Below are 17,912 nucleotides of genomic sequence, written 5' to 3'. Positions count from 1 at the left end.
TTTTTCCGAAGGAGTCATGGTGTTGGAGTGCGACGCGGTGCTGTTCGACCTGGACGGGGTGCTCGTGGAGTCGGGCCCCGTCATCGAGAGGATGTGGCGGGGGTGGGCGGCGCGACGGGGCCTGGACCCTGACGGGGTGATGGCCCTCACCCCCGGGCGCCGCGCACCGGACGTGGTGCGTCTGGCCGCCCCCGAACTGGACGCTGTGAAGGAGGCGGACGATCTGGAGGAGTACCAGGTCGCCGACCCCCACCTCCTGCGGGAGATCGCGGGGGCCCGCGCGCTGACCGGGGCGCTTCCGGCCGGTGCGTGGGCCGTGGTCACCTCCGGGAGCCGGTTCGTGGCCACGACACGGCTGCGCGCCGTCGGTGTCACGGAGCCCCCGGTGCTCGTCACCGCCGACGACGTGGTGTACGGCAAGCCCGACCCGGAGGGCTACCTGTCGGCGGCCGAGGCGCTGGGGGTGCCGCCGGGCAGGTGCGTGGTCGTCGAGGACGCGCCCAGCGGCGCACGCGCGGGACTGGCCGCCGGTATGCGGGTGGTCGGGGTCGAGGGGGGCGGGATCGGGGACGGCGACGGCGTCGAGTTCGTCGTCGCCGACCTCACCGCCCTGAGCGTCACGACGGCCTCGGGCGGGCAGACGGGCCTGCGGATCAGTCGGACAGCAACGCGGTGACCGCCGTGCGCAGGTCACCCTCCCGCTCCTCGGACAGGGCCCTGTCCAGGGCGGCCACGTAGCTCTTCCTGGCCTCCTCCACCGTGGCGCGTCCCTTGTCGGTGATCTGCGTGTAGACGCCGCGCCGGTCGTCGGCGCAGTGGTAGCGCTCGGTCAGTCCGTTGCGCTCCAGTCGGCCGACCAGCCTGCTGAGCGAACTCTGGTTGATCGGGATGGAGTCGGCCAGGAACTGCTGGCGGAGGTGCCCGTTGTCGTCGGAGTAGTGGAGGGCGACCAGAGCCGAGTACTCCGAGCAGGTCAGGCCGTGCGGTTCCAGGGCCACCTCCAGCTGCTCGCGTACCCGCGCCTCGAACAGGCGTAGCCGACGCCAGTTGCTCTCCAGTTCGGTGGGCTCCTGGATGCGCGGTGCGTGGCGGGCGGAGGAGGAGCTCATGTACGACTCCCGGTCGTTGTGGACTTTGCACCAGCATACCCCTTCCGCGCGTCTAACGCCTGGGCGCACATTTGAAGCAAGGATAGCGTCTATGCAATAGTTGCATAGGCGCGTACTTCTGGAGAGGTCACACGCCCCGACCCGCCCTGCCCCTGCGGGAAGGACCCGACAGAGCCGCTACCAGCGGAGGAACCTCTATGCCCCTCGCCGTCTTCGCCCTGATGATCGCCAGCTTCGGCATCGGCACGACCGAGTTCGTGATCATGGGCCTGCTACCGGAGGTCGCCGACGACATGTCGGTCAGCCTCACCAGAGCCGGACTGCTCATCTCCGGCTACGCGCTCGGGGTCGTCTTCGGCGGCCCGTTGTTCACCGCGGCGGCCACACGCATGCCGCGCAAGCGGATGCTGTTGATCCTCATGGTCCTGTTCATCGTGGGCAACACGCTCTCCGCCCTCGCGCCCGCCTACTGGATCCTCATGGCGGGCCGGATCCTGGCCGCGATCTGCCACGGTGCCTTCCTCGGCATCGGATCCGTCGTCGCCGCGGACATGGTCGCCCAGGACAAGCGCTCCCGGGCGATCTCGCTCGTCTTCACCGGGCTGACCGTCGCCAACGTGTTCGGTGCCCCCATGGGTACCTGGATCGGGCAGTCCTTCGACTGGCGCGCGACGTTCTGGGCCATCGCCGCGATCGGCGTGATCAGCCTGATCGGCCTCGCGGTCCTGGTGCCCACCCAGCGCGACGACGGTTCCGTGCGTCTGCGGGACGAGTTGGCGGTGTTCCGCCGCGGCCAGCTGTGGATGGCCCTCGCGATCGCCGGTCTGAGCATCGGCGCCCTGTTCGCGGCGTTCAGCTACGTCGCCCCGCTCATGACGGAGGTCGCCGGATTCAGCTCTGGGATGCTCACACCGCTGCTCATGCTCTTCGGTGTCGGGCTCGTCATCGGCAACCTCCTTGGCGGCCGGTACGCCGACCGCGCTCAGGTCGCCACACTGCTGACCGCGCAGGCGCTGCTGTTCGCGGTCCTGGTCGTCTTCACCCTGACCGCCCGGTTCGAGGTGGCCGCCGTCATCCTGCTCATGCTGCTCGGCGGTGCGGGTTTCGCCACCGTCCCCGGGTTCATGACGAGGGTCATCGACAAGGCCAAGGGAGCGACCACGCTCGCCGCCGCCGTCGCCTCCTCCGCCGCCAACGCCGGGATCGCGGTCGGTTCCTACCTGGCCGGGACGACGATCGACGCGGGTTACGGGTACACCGCGCCCCTGGTGGTCGGCGCGCTCATGGCCGCCGCGGCGTTCGGCGTCACCTTCGCCTCCAACGCGTTGGACCGTCGCTCCGCTCCGGCCCGGACGGGTCCGCGGTCCGCCATGGCCCCGTCCTCCGACGAGGCGAGGTAACCGGTATGCGGCGGCCCGACACCGCGGAGAACACGGGTGGCGCACTGCGCCTCGTCGCCCCGGGCCCGGGACGGACCACTCTGGGCCTCGAACTCCCACTGGACAACGACTGGTCCCCTGCGGGCGAGCTCGCCCGCAGGGCGTCCGGTCGGCTCGGCGGGGAACCCGACATGGCCTCGCACGCCGAGCGCGCCCGCCTGGCCGACCGGTGGGGGTTCTCAGCCCTGTGGCTGCGCGACGTCCCCGTCTACTCACCGGACTTCGGCGACGCGGGGCAGGTCTTCGACCCGTTCCCCTACCTGGGCTACCTGGCCGCGGCCACGGACCGCGTCGCGCTCGGGACGGCGGCGATCGCGCTTCCCCTGCGCGCCCCGGCCCAGGTCGCCAAGATGGCCGCGACCGTCGACCGGCTGTCCGGGGGGAGACTGATCCTGGGAGTGGCCTCCGGAGACCGCCCTGTGGAGTTCCCCCTGTTCGGGGTGGAGCACGGGGACCGGGCACGGATCCTTCGCGAGGGCGTGCACACCCTGCGCTCCCTGTGGGAGGGCCACGAGATCGTCGAGGGCTCAGGACTCCGCGTGCTCCCCGTGCCCGGCGGCGCCGGGATCCCCTTGGTACTGGCGGGACGCGGCGGGCAGTCCATGGAATGGATCGCCGAGCACATGGGCGGCCACTTCACCTACCACCGGGCGCCGGACGCCATGCTCCCGGTGGCGTCGTCCTGGCACGGGGCGGTCCGCGAGGTCCACGGCGAACCTTCCGCATTCCGCCCCCTGCTGACCACGATGCTCGTGGACCTGCTCGACGACCCGCGGGCCCCCGTCGCGCCGATCCGCTTCGGTGCCCGCCTCGGCCGTGACGCGCTTCTCGCCTACCTGGCGGGGCTGCGGGAGAGCGGGGTCAACCACGTGGCGATCAACCTCCGGCCGAGCCGACGCCCGGTGGAGGAGGTGATCGAGGAACTCGGGACCCACGTGCTTCCCGAGTTCCCCTCTCCGGACCCCGTGGCCTGCCCTTCGCCCAGGGACCGGGAGCGCGCGGCGGGGGAGGGGGACCCTGAGGTCGGGTACGCGCGCTGACGCCGTACCCGGGCGGCCCGTGAGCGGGCACGTCCCGGCCTCGGGGGGCGGTGGTGGTGGGGCCTGCCCCGGACCCACCACCACCGCCCCGCCCGAGAGTGCCAGTTCCGGGAGATCTCCGAGCCGACGCCACGTCTCCGAGCGGATGACCGACACGATCCGCAAGGCCGTCGTCGCCAGGTTCCGGTCGCCCGCGATCCCCGCCCGCCCGATCCCGCGCGTGCAGAGGCGCCCGGTGGTGCCGTCGCTCACGCCTCCCCGTACCGCCCGAACCAGCTCACCGGGGGAACGCCGAACCCGGGATCCGTCGGCGGGGTGGGGCCGAACTCCAGCGCGCAGTCCGCGGCCATGTGGATGACGCTCGATCGGACCTCCAGGCCGGACTGCCACCGGCCGGGAAGCACCGCCGTGCCGTACCGGGCGCCCAGGAGGTTTCCGCAGATCGAGCCGGTGGAGTCGCTGTCGCCCGAGTGGTTGACCGCCATCCGCAGGCAGCGTTCGCCGACCAGGTCGCGGCGGCCCGCGAAGAAGGGTGCCCGGGAGGCGAGGTCGTCCGCCACCGCCTCCGCGCACAGCGCCACGCAGACCGCGATCGCCAGCGCCTCCTCCGCGGTCCAGCCCGCCCCGAGCTCCTCCAGACGTTCGGGGGAGGGCGGCCCCTGGGCGGCGAGGTCGACCGCCGCGTCCAGCGCGGCCGACGTCTCCCCGTGCCCGTCGTGGCGTTCCAGCTCGGCCCTCGCCCTGTCCAGGGCCTCCCTCACGGGCACGCCGCGTACCAGCCCGGAGACCGTCGCGGCCAGGGTCCCCGCCGAGAGGTGGCCCGTCGGGTGGCCGTGGGTCAGCGCGGCCGTCGCGCACCCGAGCGCGAAGGTGTGCTCGGGGGAGGGGCCGACGAACCCGCACGGCGCGACGCGCACGACGCCCGCACAGCCCTTGGAGTCGTTGATCGGCTCCGCCACGGTCCCCAGCGGCCATCCCGGCTTCCGGCGGGCCGCGGCCTTCCGCAACGCGGAGATCACCGTCCTTCCGGGCCCGCGCCGTTCCGTCATCGCGGGATCGGCCCCCAGCCAGCCGGAGATCACGTCCTGGCGGGGGATCTCCTCTCCCTGTCCCTGGAGCCACGTCAGGTAGGTCGACTGCAGGACGCCGGTCGTCGCGCCGCCGATCCCCTTCTCCCGTGCGCGGACCGAGGCCTGCACCAGCGCCTGCGCGGTGAGCATCGTCAGCTGCGTGTCGTCGGTGATCGCGCCGGTGCCGACCGGGCCGGAGGCGTACTCGGCCAGCCCGTCGGGCCCGTGCTCCTCCCGGATCCGGTCGAGGGTCGTGCCCTCGACCGGCGCGCCCAGGGCGTCGCCGATCGCGCCGCCCATGAGGCAGCCCGTGATCCGGTCCGGCTCGGGGCAGGGGGTGGCCACCGCGGCTCCTCGGGGTTCTCGCGTACACGGTTCGTCCGGGAGCCTACGGCCTCCGCCCCGGAGCCGCAGTCAGCGCGGATCAGCGGCGGGAGGGTGAATCCCGGGTGAGCGCCGCAGGTACGGGCGACTCACCGCGAACACGGTCCGTGGTCGAATCCTCTCGGAAAGCCCCTGGGCTGGGGTGGTAGGGGGTGTTTAGGGGGTTTCTAGGGGTGTTCTGGGGCTGGTTGGCCCACCCCGTTCGTCCCTAATGTCGCACTCGTTGGAGGTGCGGCCGCGACCGTTCCCGGCCAGAGGAGCCAGGCGCGCGAACCCACCTCCCGCCCTCCTCGGAGAACCCGTCCACACGGCGGATCCCAGCGTCCCGCCCCTCTCCGAGGACCCCAGCCACTGTCGGGTGCGATCACCTCTGTCGGGAAGTGTCGAATGCGTATCAGAGCCCTGAGCGAGGTACTGCCGGGAGACCCCGTCACCAACCGCGACCTCGCCGAGCGGTTCGGGCTGCACGAGCGGTGGCTCGAACGGATGACCGGCAACCGGACCCGCTACCTGTGTCGTGCGGACAGCCCGGACGGAGTCCCCAAACTCACCGGCGACCTGGCCGTCGAGGCCGGTCGGCGGGCCATGGACGCCGCCGCCGTCACCCCGGGCGACCTGGACTTCCTCATCCTCACCACGGCCTCGCCGGACCACCTGATGCCGTCGACGGCCAACCTCGTCGCCGACCGGCTCGGCCTGAACGACCTGCCCGCCCTCCAACTGACCTCCGGGTGCGCCGGGGCCGTCCAGGGGCTGCACACCGCCCGCGCCCTGCTGGCCTCGGGCGCCGGGCGCGGGCTGGTGATCGGCGCCGACACCTGCCGCAAACTGATGCCCGAGAGCGACGAGGCGGTCCGCGCGCTCGGCCCCGCGGGCATGGTCAACTTCGCGATGTTCGGCGACGGCGCGGGCGCCGCCGTGGTCGAGGCCGAGGGCACCGGCCCCGCGTTGACCACCGAACACCTCGTCCTGCGCACCGTCGGCAAGGGCCGCCCACCCGCCCAGGTGGTGCGCTGGTACGGAGTCGAGGGCGCCCCCCGGGTCCCCGGTCCCCGGGGCGCCCTCGTGCGCGAGTCCATGGCCGAGGAGGACTACAAGGCCATCGAGGCGAACGTCCCCGGCCTGGCCGCCGGGGTCCTCACCGAACTCGCCGCCGCCGTGGGATGGGACGTCCCCGAGGTCGAGCACATCCTCACCCCGCAGCTCAACGGGGTGATGACCGAACGCATCCGCGAGCACATGGGCGTGCGCTCCGACCAGGCGGTCTCCTGCGTCGCCGACACCGGCAACAACGGCAACGCCCTGCCGTTCATCCAGCTCCACCGGGCCGTGGCCCCGATCACCGACGACCCGGCCGCCGACGGCGACCGGTTCCTGCTCACCGCCATCGAGTCCTCCAAGTGGGTCGTCTCGGGGATGGCGCTGCGCTGGGACGGAGGGGAGCCCCGATGACCGGGACCGGCCGCCAGGGCCCCCTCGCCCGACTGCGCGCCCTCAAACGCCAGGGCCTGGGCACCGACCCCGACCAGGTGCGCGCGCTGATCGCCGAACTGACCGACCCGCTCGACCTGGAGGCCGCCGGACGCCTCGTCGGCGGCGCCAAGCAGCGCGCGGCGCTCACCGAGTCCGGCGCCTTCCGCGAGACGCGGATCGCCTTCCTCGCCAGCTCCACCATCGACCCCCTGCCGCCCATGACCGTCGCGGCCCTGGCCCGGGAGGGCGTCGTCGCCACCACCCGCGCCGCCGGGTTCGACCAGTGGCGCCTGGAGGTCCTGGGCGGCGCACCCGAACTCGGCGACCTGGAACCGCGCGTGGTCGCCTGCCTGCTCGACGACCGCGCCGTCCTGTCGGCCGTCGCCGACCCCCTCGACCTCGACCTGGTCGAACGCCGCTGCGCGGAGTTCGTCACCGAACTGTGCTCCTGGTACGGCGCGTGCCGGGAGGCCCTCGGCGGCGCCACCGTCCTCAACACCGTGCCGCTGTCCCCCCTGGCCCGCGCCCGCCACGTCGACTACGCCGGACGCGCCCGGCTGGCCTCGGCCTGGCACCGGATGAACGCCGACATCCTGGCCCTGGCCGCCGAACACCCCTCGCTCGTGGTCGTCGACACCGCCGGCCTGGACACCCCGACCGTGGCCGCCGACGACCGCATGCGCCACATCGCCTCCCACGCGTTCTCCCCGGACTTCCTGTGCGCCTACGCCGAGGAGCTGACCCGGATCGCCCGCGCCGACCTCGGACTCGCCCGCAAGTGCCTGGTCCTGGACCTGGACAACACCCTGTGGGGCGGCGTGGTCGGCGACGACGGCGTCACGGGCATCCGCCTCGGCGGCGCCTACCCCGGATCGGCCCACAGCGAGCTGCAACGGCTCGTCCGCGACCTGGGCCGCCAGGGGGTCATGCTCACGGTCAGCTCCAAGAACGACCGGGACGTGGCGGAGGAGGCCCTGACCTCCCACCCGGAGATGGTGCTCTCCCGTGAGGACCTGCTCGCCGTGCGCGCCGACTGGCGGCCCAAACCGGACAACGTCGCCGAGCTCGCCCGGGACCTCAACATCGGCGTGGACGCCATGGCCTTCGTCGACGACAACCCCGCCGAGCGCGAACTCATGCGCCACGCCCTTCCCGGCGTCACCGTCCCCGACCTGCCCGACGACCCGAGCGGCTACGCCCTCCTGGTCGCTCGCGGGGCCGGTCTCGACCTGCTGCGGCTCACCCGGGAGGACCGCGACCGCGCCCAGATGTACCGCGCCCGGACCGGCCGGGAGGAACTGCGGGCGGGCTCGGACAGCCTGGAGGACTACCTGCACGCCCTGGGCTCCGACCTGTCCCTGGAGCCCCTGGACGAGGCCAACGCCGCACGGGTGGTCCAGCTCTTCGCCAAGACCAACCAGTTCAACCTCACCGGCCGCCGCTACACCGCCGAGGACGTCGAGCGGATCACCGCCGGGGGCGGCCGGTTCTACGCCGCCCGCCTGGCCGACCGGTTCGGCGACAACGGGCTGATCGCCGCCCTCGCCCTCGTGCCCGGGGAGGACGGCGCCTGGGAGATCGGCAACGCCGTCATGAGCTGCCGGGTCTTCTCCCGGAAGGTGGAGCACGCGATCCTCGGCAGCGTCCTGCGCGCGGCGCGCCGCCACGGCGCCACCGCCGTGACCGCCTCCTTCACCCGGACCGACCGCAACGCCAAGTTCTCCGGCCTCTACCCCGAGCTGGGCTTCGCGACCACCGGCACACCGGACGAGGACACCCGTACCTTCCACCACCACCTGGCGGAGCCGCCCCCGCTGCCCGCCTGGATCACCGTCACCCACGGCGAGGAGATCATCGATGCGCTCTGAGGAACTGGTCACCGAGGTCGTCGCCGACCTGCTCGACGTGGACGAGGACGGCCTGACGCCGGACCTGGCCCTGGCCGACGTCGAGGGCTGGGACTCGGTCAACGCCCTGCGTGTCCTGGTCTACCTGGAACGCGAGCTGGGCACCGAGCTCGACTACGACGCCTTCGAGCGCGCCCGGACCCTGCGCGACATGGCGGCCGTCCTGGACGCCCACGCGCCCGCCGGTGACGGAGCCGACCGATGAGCGCCGCCCTGCGGGACCTGCCCGCCCAGCGCCGCCAGACCTACGCCTTCCTGCGCGACGCCCGCTCCACCTGCCACGTCCACCTGCTGGCCGACGTGGACGCCACCGCCCTGCGCCGCGACCGAGAGGCGTCGGGCCGACGCGTCAGCTACGTCAGCTACGTCGTCAAGACCGCCGCCGCCGCGATCGCCGCCAACGCCGACGCCCGCGCCGTCCTGCGCGACGGGCTGCGCCCCCGCCTGGCCACGGTCGACGACGTGCACGCCAAGGTCCTGTTCGACAAGACCGTCGACGGACAGCGCTGCGTCCTGTCCGGGTCCGTGGAGTCCGCCCAGCGGCGCGACATCGCCGACATCCAGCGGATCGTCGACGACCACAAGAAGGACGAGGTGACCCCGGACGGCCCCTTCGCCCAGGTGCGCCGACTCCAGCGGCTGCCGGTTCCGTTGGGACTGCTCCTGTACAAGACGGTCCTGCGCGACCCCCGCCGCCGGGCCCGGCTCCAGGGCGTCTTCTCGGTGACCTCCGTGGGACACACCCCGGTCCGCGCCATCCTGCCGATGATCGCCGGGACCTGGGGGTTCGGGGTCGGCGCCATCACCGACACACCGGTCGTGCGCGACGGCGAGGTCGTCGTACGGCCGGTGTTCACGCTCAGCCTCGCCTTCGACCACCGGGTCGTCGACGGCGCCCTGGCCGCCGAACTGCTGGCCGAGGTCACACACGGACTGGAGAACTGGACATGACCGCGGACGAGGCCGCACGCGAGACGACCACCGACGTGCTGGTGGTGGGCTCGGGCCCCGGAGGCGCACTCCTGGCCCACCTGCTGGCGGAGGCCGGGGTCGACGTGCTGCTGGCCGAGAAGCAGACCACGCTGGAGCGCAGCTTCCGCGGCGAGACGATCGCGGCCCGCTCCGTGCTCACCCTGCGCGACCTCGGCTTCGAGCCCGCCCTGCGCGAGCACGGGTTCGTCGAGATGACGGGCATCGGGCAGTGGGAGCGGGGCCGCCGCGTGATGCACATCGACTACCGGCGCTTCCCCATCGGGGCCGTGCCCGTCGACATCCCCCAACCCGCCCTCATCGGCGCGTTCCTGGACGCGGCGTCCGCCCGCCCCAACTTCACCCACCTGGCCCCGGCCACCCTGACCGACCTGGTCGAGGAGGACGGGCGGGTGCGCGGAGCCGTGCTGCGGACGGGTGAGGGACGCGTGCGGGTCACGGCCCGGCTCGTCGTCGGCGCGGACGGCCGCTTCTCCAAGGCCCGCAGGCTCTCCGGCCTGGCCGCCGACATCCAGCCGATGGAACGCGACTTCCTGTGGTTCAAGCTGCCGCGCCCCGACGACTGGGGACACGACGGCGACCTCGTGGCGCTGCGCGACCGCCATCTGGTGATCCTGCCCGCCTTCCCCGACCTGCTGCGCGTGGGCTACAACCTGCCCAAGCGCGGCCTGGCCGACGCCCGCTCCCAGGGGCTGGAGGCGTTCAAGGCGGGCATCACCGAGGTGGCGCCCCGGCTCGGCCCCCTGGTCGAGGAACACATCAGGTCGTGGAAGGACACGTCCTTCCTGGAGATCTTCACCGCGCGGATGCCGGTCTGGAGCCGCGACGGCCTGCTGCTGGTCGGCGACGCCTCCCACACCTGCACCCCCATCCTCGGCCAGGGAGTCAACCTCGCCCTCCAGGACGCGGTGTACTTCGCACCCGCCATCACCCGCGCCCTGGACGAGCATCCGGGAACCCTCCCCGCGGGCGTCTTCGCCGAGGTCGAGGCCGAGCGGCGCGCGCACAAGGACATGGTCACCCGGTTCCAGCGCTTCCAGGAGCGGGCGCTGGCCCAGTCCACGGCGGCGGGGGCCCTGATGCGCCGGACCCGGCTGCGCGCCATCGACCGCCTGCCCTTCAAGTACCGCCTGCTGGACCGCGTCCTGAACGCCCCCCACGAGATGACCACGAAGGACCGCCATGCGCGCGCTTGACGAGGCCAAGGAGTTCGTCCGGCTCCACGCACGGCACATGGGCCTGGGCGCCGCCGAGATCGAACGCGTGCTCGGCCGCGTCCGCGACCTGGACGGCGACGGAGACGGGACGTGGGTCACCGAGTGGTCCCGCCTGGCCGCCGAGCGCCGCGGGCGCGGCCGGGACCAGGAGGCCGCGAACCTGTACATCCTGGCCCGGTTCCCCTACGCCGACAGCCCGGTCAAGGCCGAGGCGGCCCGCACCGCCGCCGCCGTGGCCGCCTCGTCGCTGACCGAGACCGGCGCCGGCGAGCGGCGGACGGCCCGCGTGGACGGCACCGACGTGCCCTTCCTGTTCTCCCGCCCCACCCGTCCCGACGCCCCGCTCGTGGTGATGATGGGCGGCATCGTCTCCCTCAAGGAGCAGTGGAGCCCGTTCCTGGGCCTGGGCCGCCGCCTGGGCTGCGCGGTGGCCGTCGCCGACTTCCCCGGCGTGGGCGAGAACGGGGTCGCCTACTCCCGGGCGGCGGCGGGCGTGTACACCGCGATCATGGACGCCGTCGCCGCCGACTGCGACGCCACCCGCACCCTGGCCGTGGCCCCCAGTTTCGGCGGCCACCTGGCCGTGCTCTGCTCGGCGCGGGACACGCGCCTGTGCCACCTGGTCACCGTCGGCGCGCCCCTGCGCGCCTTCTTCACCGACCCCGACGCGCGGGCGCGGATGCCCGCGATCACCCGCGCCGCGCTGGCCCGGGCCGCCGGGGTCGACGCCGACGAGCTGTGGGACCGGCTGGACGAACTGGCCCTGGACCCCGGGGAGATCGCCGCGCTGCGCCTTCCGATCACCTACGTGGCCAGTACCCGCGACGAGATCATCCCCGCCCGGGACTGGCGCGAGGCCGCCGCGCTGCACGACGGCCTGAGCGTCTACGCCTTCGACGACGTGCACGGAGCCCCCCACCACCTCCGGCACACCCGTCTGCTCACCCTCACCGCCCTGAGCCGGCACGCCGGGCGGCGGGGGACGGGCCTGCTGCTCGACCTGCTCACCCGACGCTTCATGCGCATCCGGCCGCTGCACCGCGGCCCCGTCGCCACCGGAGGTACACCTTGAGCCCAGCGCACCACGGTTCCAGCGCCCCGCGCGACATCGCGATCGTCGGACTGGCCGCCCGCCTGCCCGGCGCCCCGGACCCAGACGCCCTGTGGGACATGCTGGCGGAGGGCCGCCACGCCATCGGTCCGGTCCCGGCCGAACGCTGGGACGCCACCGCCCAACTCGACCCGGAAAAGCGCGTCCAGGCGGTCGGCGGCTTCCTCGACGGCGTCGCCGACTTCGACCCGACCTTCTTCGGCGTCTCCCCGCGCGAGGCCGGGGACATCGACCCCCAGCAGCGCCTCATGCTGGAGGCCGCCTGGCGGGCGCTGGAGGACGGTGGCCAGCCCGCCGCCCGCCTGCGCGGCACCCGCTGCGGCGTGTACGTGGGCGCCTCCTGGCACGACTACGAGATCCTGCGCAAGGAGCGCGGCGCCACCGCCACCCAGCACAGCGCGGTCGGCAACGCCCTGGACGTGGTCGCCGCCCGCGTCTCCTACGTCCTGGGTCTGACCGGCCCCAGCATGACCGTCGAGACCGGATGCTCCTCGGCCATGGTCGCCCTCCACCTGGCCGCCCAGGCCCTGCGCCACGGCGAGATCGACTCCGCGCTGGTCGGAGGGGTCAACCTCATCCTCACCCCCGACGTGACCATCGGGCTGACCCACTTCGGAGGCCTCTCCGAGCAGGGCCTGTGCCAGGCCTTCTCCGCCGACGCCGACGGGTTCGTGCGCGGTGAGGGCGTCGTCGCCCTCCACCTCAAGCCCCTGGACGCCGCCCTTGCCGACGGCGACCGGATCCACGCCGTCCTGGCGGGCACCGCCGTCAACAACGACGGCGGCGGCGACAGCCTGGCCTCGCCCAACCCGGCGGGCCAGGAGGACCTGCTGCGCACCGCCTACGCCGACCTGGGCCTGTCCCCGGAGCGGCTCGCCTACGTCGAGGCGCACGGCACCGGCACCCCCAAGGGCGACCCCGTCGAGGCGGGCGCCCTCGGCCGGATCCTGGGCGCCGCCCGCTCACCCGGGGCCGGTCCGCTGCCCATCGGGTCGGTCAAGACCAACATCGGCCACCTGGAGGCCACCGCCGGTCTGGCCGGGCTGGTCAAGGTCGTCCTCGCGCTGCGTCACCGCGCGGTCCCCGCCAGCCTGCACGCCCAGGCGCTCAACCCCGCCATCGACTTCGACGGACTCAACCTGACCCCGGTCCGCTCCCGCCTGGACCTGCCGGGGGACGAGCCCCTGTACATGGCGGTCAACTCCTTCGGATGGGGCGGCACCAACGCCCACGCCGTCCTCGCCTCCCCGCCCGAGACCGGGCGGACCCCGGCGACCGGCGGCCCGGTGCCCGGCCACCTCACCGCCCTGAGCGCGCACTCCGAGGCCGCGCTGCGCCAGCGCGCCGCGGAGCTGGCCGACGCCCTGGAGTCGGGGGAGCTGGACCCGCACGGCGCGGCGGGCGCCCTGGCGCACCGGCGCGACCACCTTGCGGTCCGCGCCGCCCTGACCGCGACCGACCCCGACGCGCTGGTCGGGGGGCTGCGCTCCCTGGCCGAGGGCTCCCATGACCCCGACCAGACCCCCGACGTCGTCACCGGCCACCCCGGCCCCGTCGGCCGGGTGGCGTTCGTCTTCCCCGGCCAGGGATCCCAGTGGGCGGAGATGGGGCGCGACCTGATGCGCCACGCCCCCCTCTTCCGGGAGACCGTCGAGCGCTGCGGGCGCGCCCTGTCCGACCACGTCGACTGGGATCTGGCCGAGGTGGTCTCCGGCGGGGCCGGGACCGACTGGACGGACCGCGTCGACATGGTCCAGCCCGTGCTCTGGGCGACCTCGGTCGGCCTGGCCGAACTGTGGCGCGCCGCGGGCGTCGAACCCGACGTCGTGGTCGGCCACAGCCAGGGCGAGGTCGCCGCGGCCACCGTCAGCGGCGCCCTGACGTACGAGGACGCCGCCCGCGTGGTCGCCCGCCGCAGCGCGGCGGTCCGCGCCATCGCGGGTCGGGGGCTGATGATGGCCGTCGAGCTCGACCGGGACGCCGCCGAGCGAGCCCTGGCGGGCTTCGAGGAGTTCGTGTCCCTGGCGGTGGACAACGGCCCCACCTCCTGCGTGCTCTCCGGCGAGGCGGACTCGGTCCTGGTGCTCAAGGAGCTGTTGGAGGCCGACGGGGTGGACTGCCGCCTGGTCAAGGTGGACTACGCCTCGCACAGCCCCCAGGTGGAGGAGGTCGCCGAGGGCCTGGCCGAGGAGCTGGCGGGCGTGGCGCCCCGCGAGGGGCGCCTGCCCCTGATGTCCACGGTCCTGGTGCGCTCCCTGACCGGGAGCGAGCTCGACGGCCGGTACTGGGTGGACAACCTGCGCCGCCCCGTGCGCTTCACCGAGTCCGTCAACGCCCTGCTCGACGACGGCGTCACCCACCTGGTCGAGATCAGCGCCCACCCCATCCTCGCCATGGCCCTGGAGGGGCTGGTCGACGCCCACGGCGGCGACGCGGCCGTGCTGACCACGCTGCGCCGCCACCAGGGCACCACCACCGACCTGGCCGGGGCGTTCGCCCGGGCCTACGCCGCCGGCCTGGAGCCCGTGGCCCACGTGCCCGACGCCCCCGGCACCGACCTGCCGCCCTACCCCTGGCAGCGCACCCGCCACTGGGTGCCCGAGGGGCGCGGGCGCACCGGCGGCGGCACCGACCTCACCCTGTCCCCGCTCACCGTCGAACAGGACGCCTGGCAGGGGGAGCTCACCCTCGACACCCGCGACCAGCCCTGGCTCGACGACCACCGCGTGCACGACGCCGTCGTCCTGCCCGGAGCGGGCATGCTCGCCCTGGCCCTCACCGCCGCCCGGGCGCGCGGCGACGCGCTGCCCCGTGCCCTGACCGACGTGCGGTTCCTCAGCGACCTCACCCTGGCCGACGACACCGCCCGCCTGGCCGTGCTGTGGCGCGACGACGTCCCCGAGGGCGGCAGCCTCACCCTGATGTCCCTGCCCGAGGGCGCCACCGGCTGGACCACCCACGCCACCGCCCGCGTGCACCACACCGCCACCGGGACCACCGACTCCGACGGACCCGACGCCTTCCCCGAGCGGCTGCGCACCGCCGCGGAACGGGACACGGCGGACTTCTACACCGCCTGCGCCGCCCGCGGCCTGAACTACGGCCCGACCTTCCGCTCCGTCACCGAACTGCGCCACGACGGCACCGCCGCCCTGGGCAGGCTGGGCCTGGACGAGCGCGGCCGGGTCGGCGCGCGCCCCCACGGCCTGCACCCCGCCCTGTGGGACGGCGCCCTCCAGGTGACTCTCGCCCTGTGCGACGACGACGCCACGGTCGTGCCGACCGGCGTGGAGCGGGTGGTCCTCCACCAGGACCTGGCCCAGCCGGTCCTGGCCGGGTGGAGCCACGCCGTGCGCCGCGACACCCACCTGTACGACCTCACCCTGTTCGACGAGGCCGAACGCCCCCTGATGACCATGCGGGGCCTGCGCCTGAGCCCGATCGGGGACACCGAGGCGCACGACGCCGACACCGAGCGCCGCCACCGCATGACCTACGTCGAACGCCCCCTCCCCACCGCCACGGCCGCCGACCCCGGCACCTGGGCGGTCGTCGGAGACCCCGCCGACGGGGCCGACGACCTGGCCCGCGCGCTGGAGGAGGCCGGGGCCGAGGTCCACCGGGCGGGAACCGCCGACGAGACCGCCGACACCCCCTTCGACGCCCTCGTGCACGTCACCCCCGCCGCCGGACGCGGCCTCGACGCCCAGCGCGCGGCGCTGACCGCCCTGACCGGGACCGTGCGCGCCTGCGCCGCCCGCGGCGTCCCGCCCCGCCTGGCGGTGCTCACCCACGCCGCGCAGGCCGCCGACACCACCGAGGTCCCCGACCCCGGAGCCGCCCTGTGCTGGGGGTTCACCCGGGTCCTGCGCCGCGAGCACGCGGAACTGGCCCCGCGCGTCATCGACGTGGCCGGACCCGACCGGGTCGCCGACGCGGTGGTCGAACTGCTCGCCGACGACGGCGAGGACCAGGTCCTCGTGCGGCCCGGGCGCCGCCTGGTCGGCCGCCTCACCGCGGGCGCGGACGACAGCGGCCCGGTCCCGGTGCCCTGGACCACCCCCCACCGCCCCCACCGCCTCACCAGCGACCGCCCCGGGCTGTGGGAGCGCCTGGTGTACCGGCCCACCACCGCCGCCGGACGACCCGGCCCGGGCGAGGTGCGCGTCCGCGTCACCGCCTCCGCGCTCAACTTCATCGACGTCATGAAGGCCCTGGGCACCTACCCCGACCCCAGCGGCGGCGACCTGCTCGGCGGCGAGTGCGCCGGGCGCGTCACCGACGTCGGCGAGGGCGTCGCCGGACTGGAGCCCGGCCAGCGGGTCGTGGCCTGCGTCTTCGGCGCCATCGCCTCCCACGTCACGCTGAGCGCCGACCACGTGCGCCCCGTGCCCGACCACATCGGCGACGCGGAGGCGGCCACCCTGCCCCTGGTGGCCATGACCGCCTGGTACGGACTGTGCGACCTGGCCCGCCTGGAGGCGGGGGAGACCGTGCTGATCCACTCGGCGGCCGGCGGCCTCGGCCAGGCGGCGGTCCAGGTGGCGCGGTCGGTCGGCGCCACCGTCATCGCCACGGCGGGCAGCGAGGACAAGCGGCGCCTCCTCCGTGAGTCGGGCATCGAGCACGTCTTCGACTCCCGCGACCTGTCCTGGGCCGACGGCGTCAGGGCGGCCACCGGCGGCCGGGGCGTCGACGTCGTCCTCAACTCCCTGTCCGGGGCCGCCATCGGCCTGGGCATGCGGGTCCTGGCCGAGGACGGCCGGTTCGTCGAGGTCGGCAAGAAGGACATCTACCAGGGCCGCTCCCTGAACCTGTCGGAGTTCCGCAAGGGCGTGTCCTTCGCCGCCGTCGACCTGGCCGGGCTCATGTCCCGCCGTCCCGGACGCTTCGCCCACCTCCTCGACCGGGTGTGGGACCGGGTACGCGAGGGCGATCTCACCCCGCTGCCGTACACCGAACGCCCCTTCGTGGAGGCCGCCGAGGCGCTGCGCGACATGGCCCGCGGCACGCACGTGGGCAAGATCGTGCTCACCGACCCCGACACCGTCACCTCCATCGCCCCCGAGGCGATGCCCGACGGGCGCCTGCGCGCCGACGGCGCCTACCTGATCACCGGCGGCCTGGGCGCCCTGGGCCTGTCCCTGGCCGAGCACCTGGCCGACCGGGGCGCCCGCCACCTCACCCTGGTCGGCCGCTCGCGCCCCGACGACCGGGCCCGGGAGCGGATCGCGGCGCTCGGCGAGCGCGGGGTCCGGGTCAGCACGGCCTCCGCCGACGTCAGCGACGCCGCGGAGGTGGGCAAGCTCCTGGCCGGACTTCGTGAGGACGGCGTCCCGCTGTGCGGTGTCGTGCACGCGGCCGGCGTCCTGGACGACGCGACGATCGCCACCCTGACCCCCGAGGCGGCCGAACGCGTCCTGGCCCCCAAGGTCGACGGCGCCCGCCACCTGGACGCCCTGACCGCCGACGACCCGCTCGACCTCTTCGTCCTGTTCTCCTCGGCCGCGGCGCTGGTCGGCAACGTCGGCCAGGCCGCCTACGCGGCGGCCAACGCCTACCTGGACTCCCTGGCCGTCGCGCGCCGCCACCGGGGCCTGCCCGCGCTGAGCGTGCAGTGGGGCCCGTTCACCGACGCCGGCCTGGCCGCCGCCGACGCCAACCGCGGCGACCGGCTCGCCGACCGCGGCATGGGCGGCTTCACCACCGGCGAGGCGTGGCGGGCGCTGGACGCCCTGCTCGGCGAGGACACCCCCGTGGCCGGATACGTCCCGCTGCACCTGCGCCGCTGGTTCGACGCCTACCCCGAGACCGCCGCCCAGCCCAGTTGGGAGCTGCTCAGGGACCGCGCCGACAACGGCGGCACCGAGGCGGACGAGTTCCGCGTCCGGGTCCTGGCCGCCGACCCCGAGGAGCGCCCCGCCCTCGTGGCGGCCAAGGTCCGGGAACTGGCCGGGCGCGTTCTGCGCATGGAGCCGGACGACATCGACCGGCGCACCCCCTTCAAGGAGCTCGGACTGGACTCGCTGATGAGCCTGGAGCTGCGCAACCGGCTGGAGGTCGCCTTCGGGCTGAAGCTCTCGCCCACCCTGCTGTGGACCTACGGCAGCACCGACGCGCTGGCCACCGTGCTGGACGAGCGCCTGACCACCTCCTCCTGACGTACCGAGAC

12 protein-coding genes are annotated in these 17,912 nt (G+C 74.3%); 10 read left to right on the top strand and 2 right to left on the bottom strand.

The window, feature by feature from the left end:
• Positions 1-16: 16 nt before the first annotated feature.
• Positions 17-676 (top strand): HAD-IA family hydrolase, encoded by a 660-nt coding sequence (locus KIK06_RS08415; RefSeq protein WP_268642681.1) that lies wholly within the window; start codon positions 17-19, stop codon positions 674-676.
• Here KIK06_RS08415 and KIK06_RS08410 read toward each other — a convergent pair.
• Positions 654-1,109, bottom strand: coding sequence for a MarR family winged helix-turn-helix transcriptional regulator (locus KIK06_RS08410; RefSeq protein WP_268642680.1), 456 nt, complete (start codon positions 1,107-1,109; stop codon positions 654-656). The genes KIK06_RS08415 and KIK06_RS08410 overlap by 23 nt on opposite strands.
• Before the next feature lie 197 nt (positions 1,110-1,306).
• On the opposite strand from KIK06_RS08410, the gene KIK06_RS08405 reads away from it, so the two are divergent.
• Together KIK06_RS08405 and KIK06_RS08400 are read left to right on the top strand one after the other, a co-directional pair.
• Positions 1,307-2,509 carry an MFS transporter gene (locus KIK06_RS08405; protein WP_268642679.1) on the top strand — a complete coding sequence of 401 codons (1,203 nt, stop codon included), beginning with the start codon at positions 1,307-1,309 and terminating at the stop codon, positions 2,507-2,509.
• A 5-nt stretch (positions 2,510-2,514) separates the two neighbouring features.
• Positions 2,515-3,588, top strand: coding sequence for a TIGR03571 family LLM class oxidoreductase (locus tag KIK06_RS08400; protein WP_268642678.1), 1,074 nt, complete (start codon positions 2,515-2,517; stop codon positions 3,586-3,588).
• 248 nt (positions 3,589-3,836) lie between these two features.
• Here KIK06_RS08400 and KIK06_RS08395 read toward each other — a convergent pair whose 3' ends face one another.
• Positions 3,837-5,003, bottom strand: a complete 1,167-nt coding sequence (locus KIK06_RS08395; RefSeq protein ID WP_268642677.1) for an ADP-ribosylglycohydrolase family protein — start codon at positions 5,001-5,003, stop codon at positions 3,837-3,839.
• A gap of 426 nt (positions 5,004-5,429) precedes the next feature.
• Here KIK06_RS08395 and KIK06_RS08390 point away from each other — a divergent pair, with 426 nt between their 5' ends.
• Genes KIK06_RS08390 through KIK06_RS08360 form a run of 7 tightly spaced genes read left to right on the top strand, consistent with a single transcriptional unit; the run spans position 5,430 to position 17,901 of the window.
• Positions 5,430-6,494 carry a 3-oxoacyl-ACP synthase III family protein gene (locus KIK06_RS08390; protein WP_017598917.1) on the top strand — a complete coding sequence of 355 codons (1,065 nt, stop codon included), beginning with the start codon at positions 5,430-5,432 and terminating at the stop codon, positions 6,492-6,494.
• Positions 6,491-8,383, top strand: coding sequence for an HAD-IIIC family phosphatase (locus tag KIK06_RS08385; protein ID WP_268642676.1), 1,893 nt, complete (start codon positions 6,491-6,493; stop codon positions 8,381-8,383). The genes KIK06_RS08390 and KIK06_RS08385 overlap by 4 nt, the downstream gene beginning before the upstream one ends.
• Positions 8,373-8,627 (top strand): acyl carrier protein, encoded by a 255-nt coding sequence (locus KIK06_RS08380; RefSeq protein ID WP_268642675.1) that lies wholly within the window; start codon positions 8,373-8,375, stop codon positions 8,625-8,627. Before KIK06_RS08385 ends, KIK06_RS08380 begins: the two co-directional genes overlap by 11 nt.
• Positions 8,624-9,373 carry a 2-oxo acid dehydrogenase subunit E2 gene (locus KIK06_RS08375; protein ID WP_268642674.1) on the top strand — a complete coding sequence of 250 codons (750 nt, stop codon included), beginning with the start codon at positions 8,624-8,626 and terminating at the stop codon, positions 9,371-9,373. The genes KIK06_RS08380 and KIK06_RS08375 overlap by 4 nt, the downstream gene beginning before the upstream one ends.
• On the top strand, positions 9,370-10,608 hold the full coding sequence (locus KIK06_RS08370) for an FAD-dependent monooxygenase (RefSeq protein WP_268642673.1): 1,239 nt from the start codon (positions 9,370-9,372) through the stop codon (positions 10,606-10,608). Before KIK06_RS08375 ends, KIK06_RS08370 begins: the two co-directional genes overlap by 4 nt.
• Positions 10,595-11,701, top strand: coding sequence for an alpha/beta fold hydrolase (locus tag KIK06_RS08365; protein WP_268642672.1), 1,107 nt, complete (start codon positions 10,595-10,597; stop codon positions 11,699-11,701). The genes KIK06_RS08370 and KIK06_RS08365 overlap by 14 nt, the downstream gene beginning before the upstream one ends.
• A complete protein-coding gene (locus tag KIK06_RS08360) occupies positions 11,698-17,901 on the top strand; it encodes a type I polyketide synthase (RefSeq protein WP_268642671.1) in 6,204 nt (2,067 codons plus the stop codon). Before KIK06_RS08365 ends, KIK06_RS08360 begins: the two co-directional genes overlap by 4 nt.
• Positions 17,902-17,912 lie beyond the last annotated feature (11 nt).

This window comes from Nocardiopsis sp. EMB25, from assembly GCF_026797795.1.
GTDB lineage: Bacteria > Actinomycetota > Actinomycetes > Streptosporangiales > Streptosporangiaceae > Nocardiopsis > Nocardiopsis lucentensis.
The sequence above is the reverse complement of the archived record's forward strand: the minus strand, read 5'-3'. Positions and strand labels throughout refer to the sequence as shown.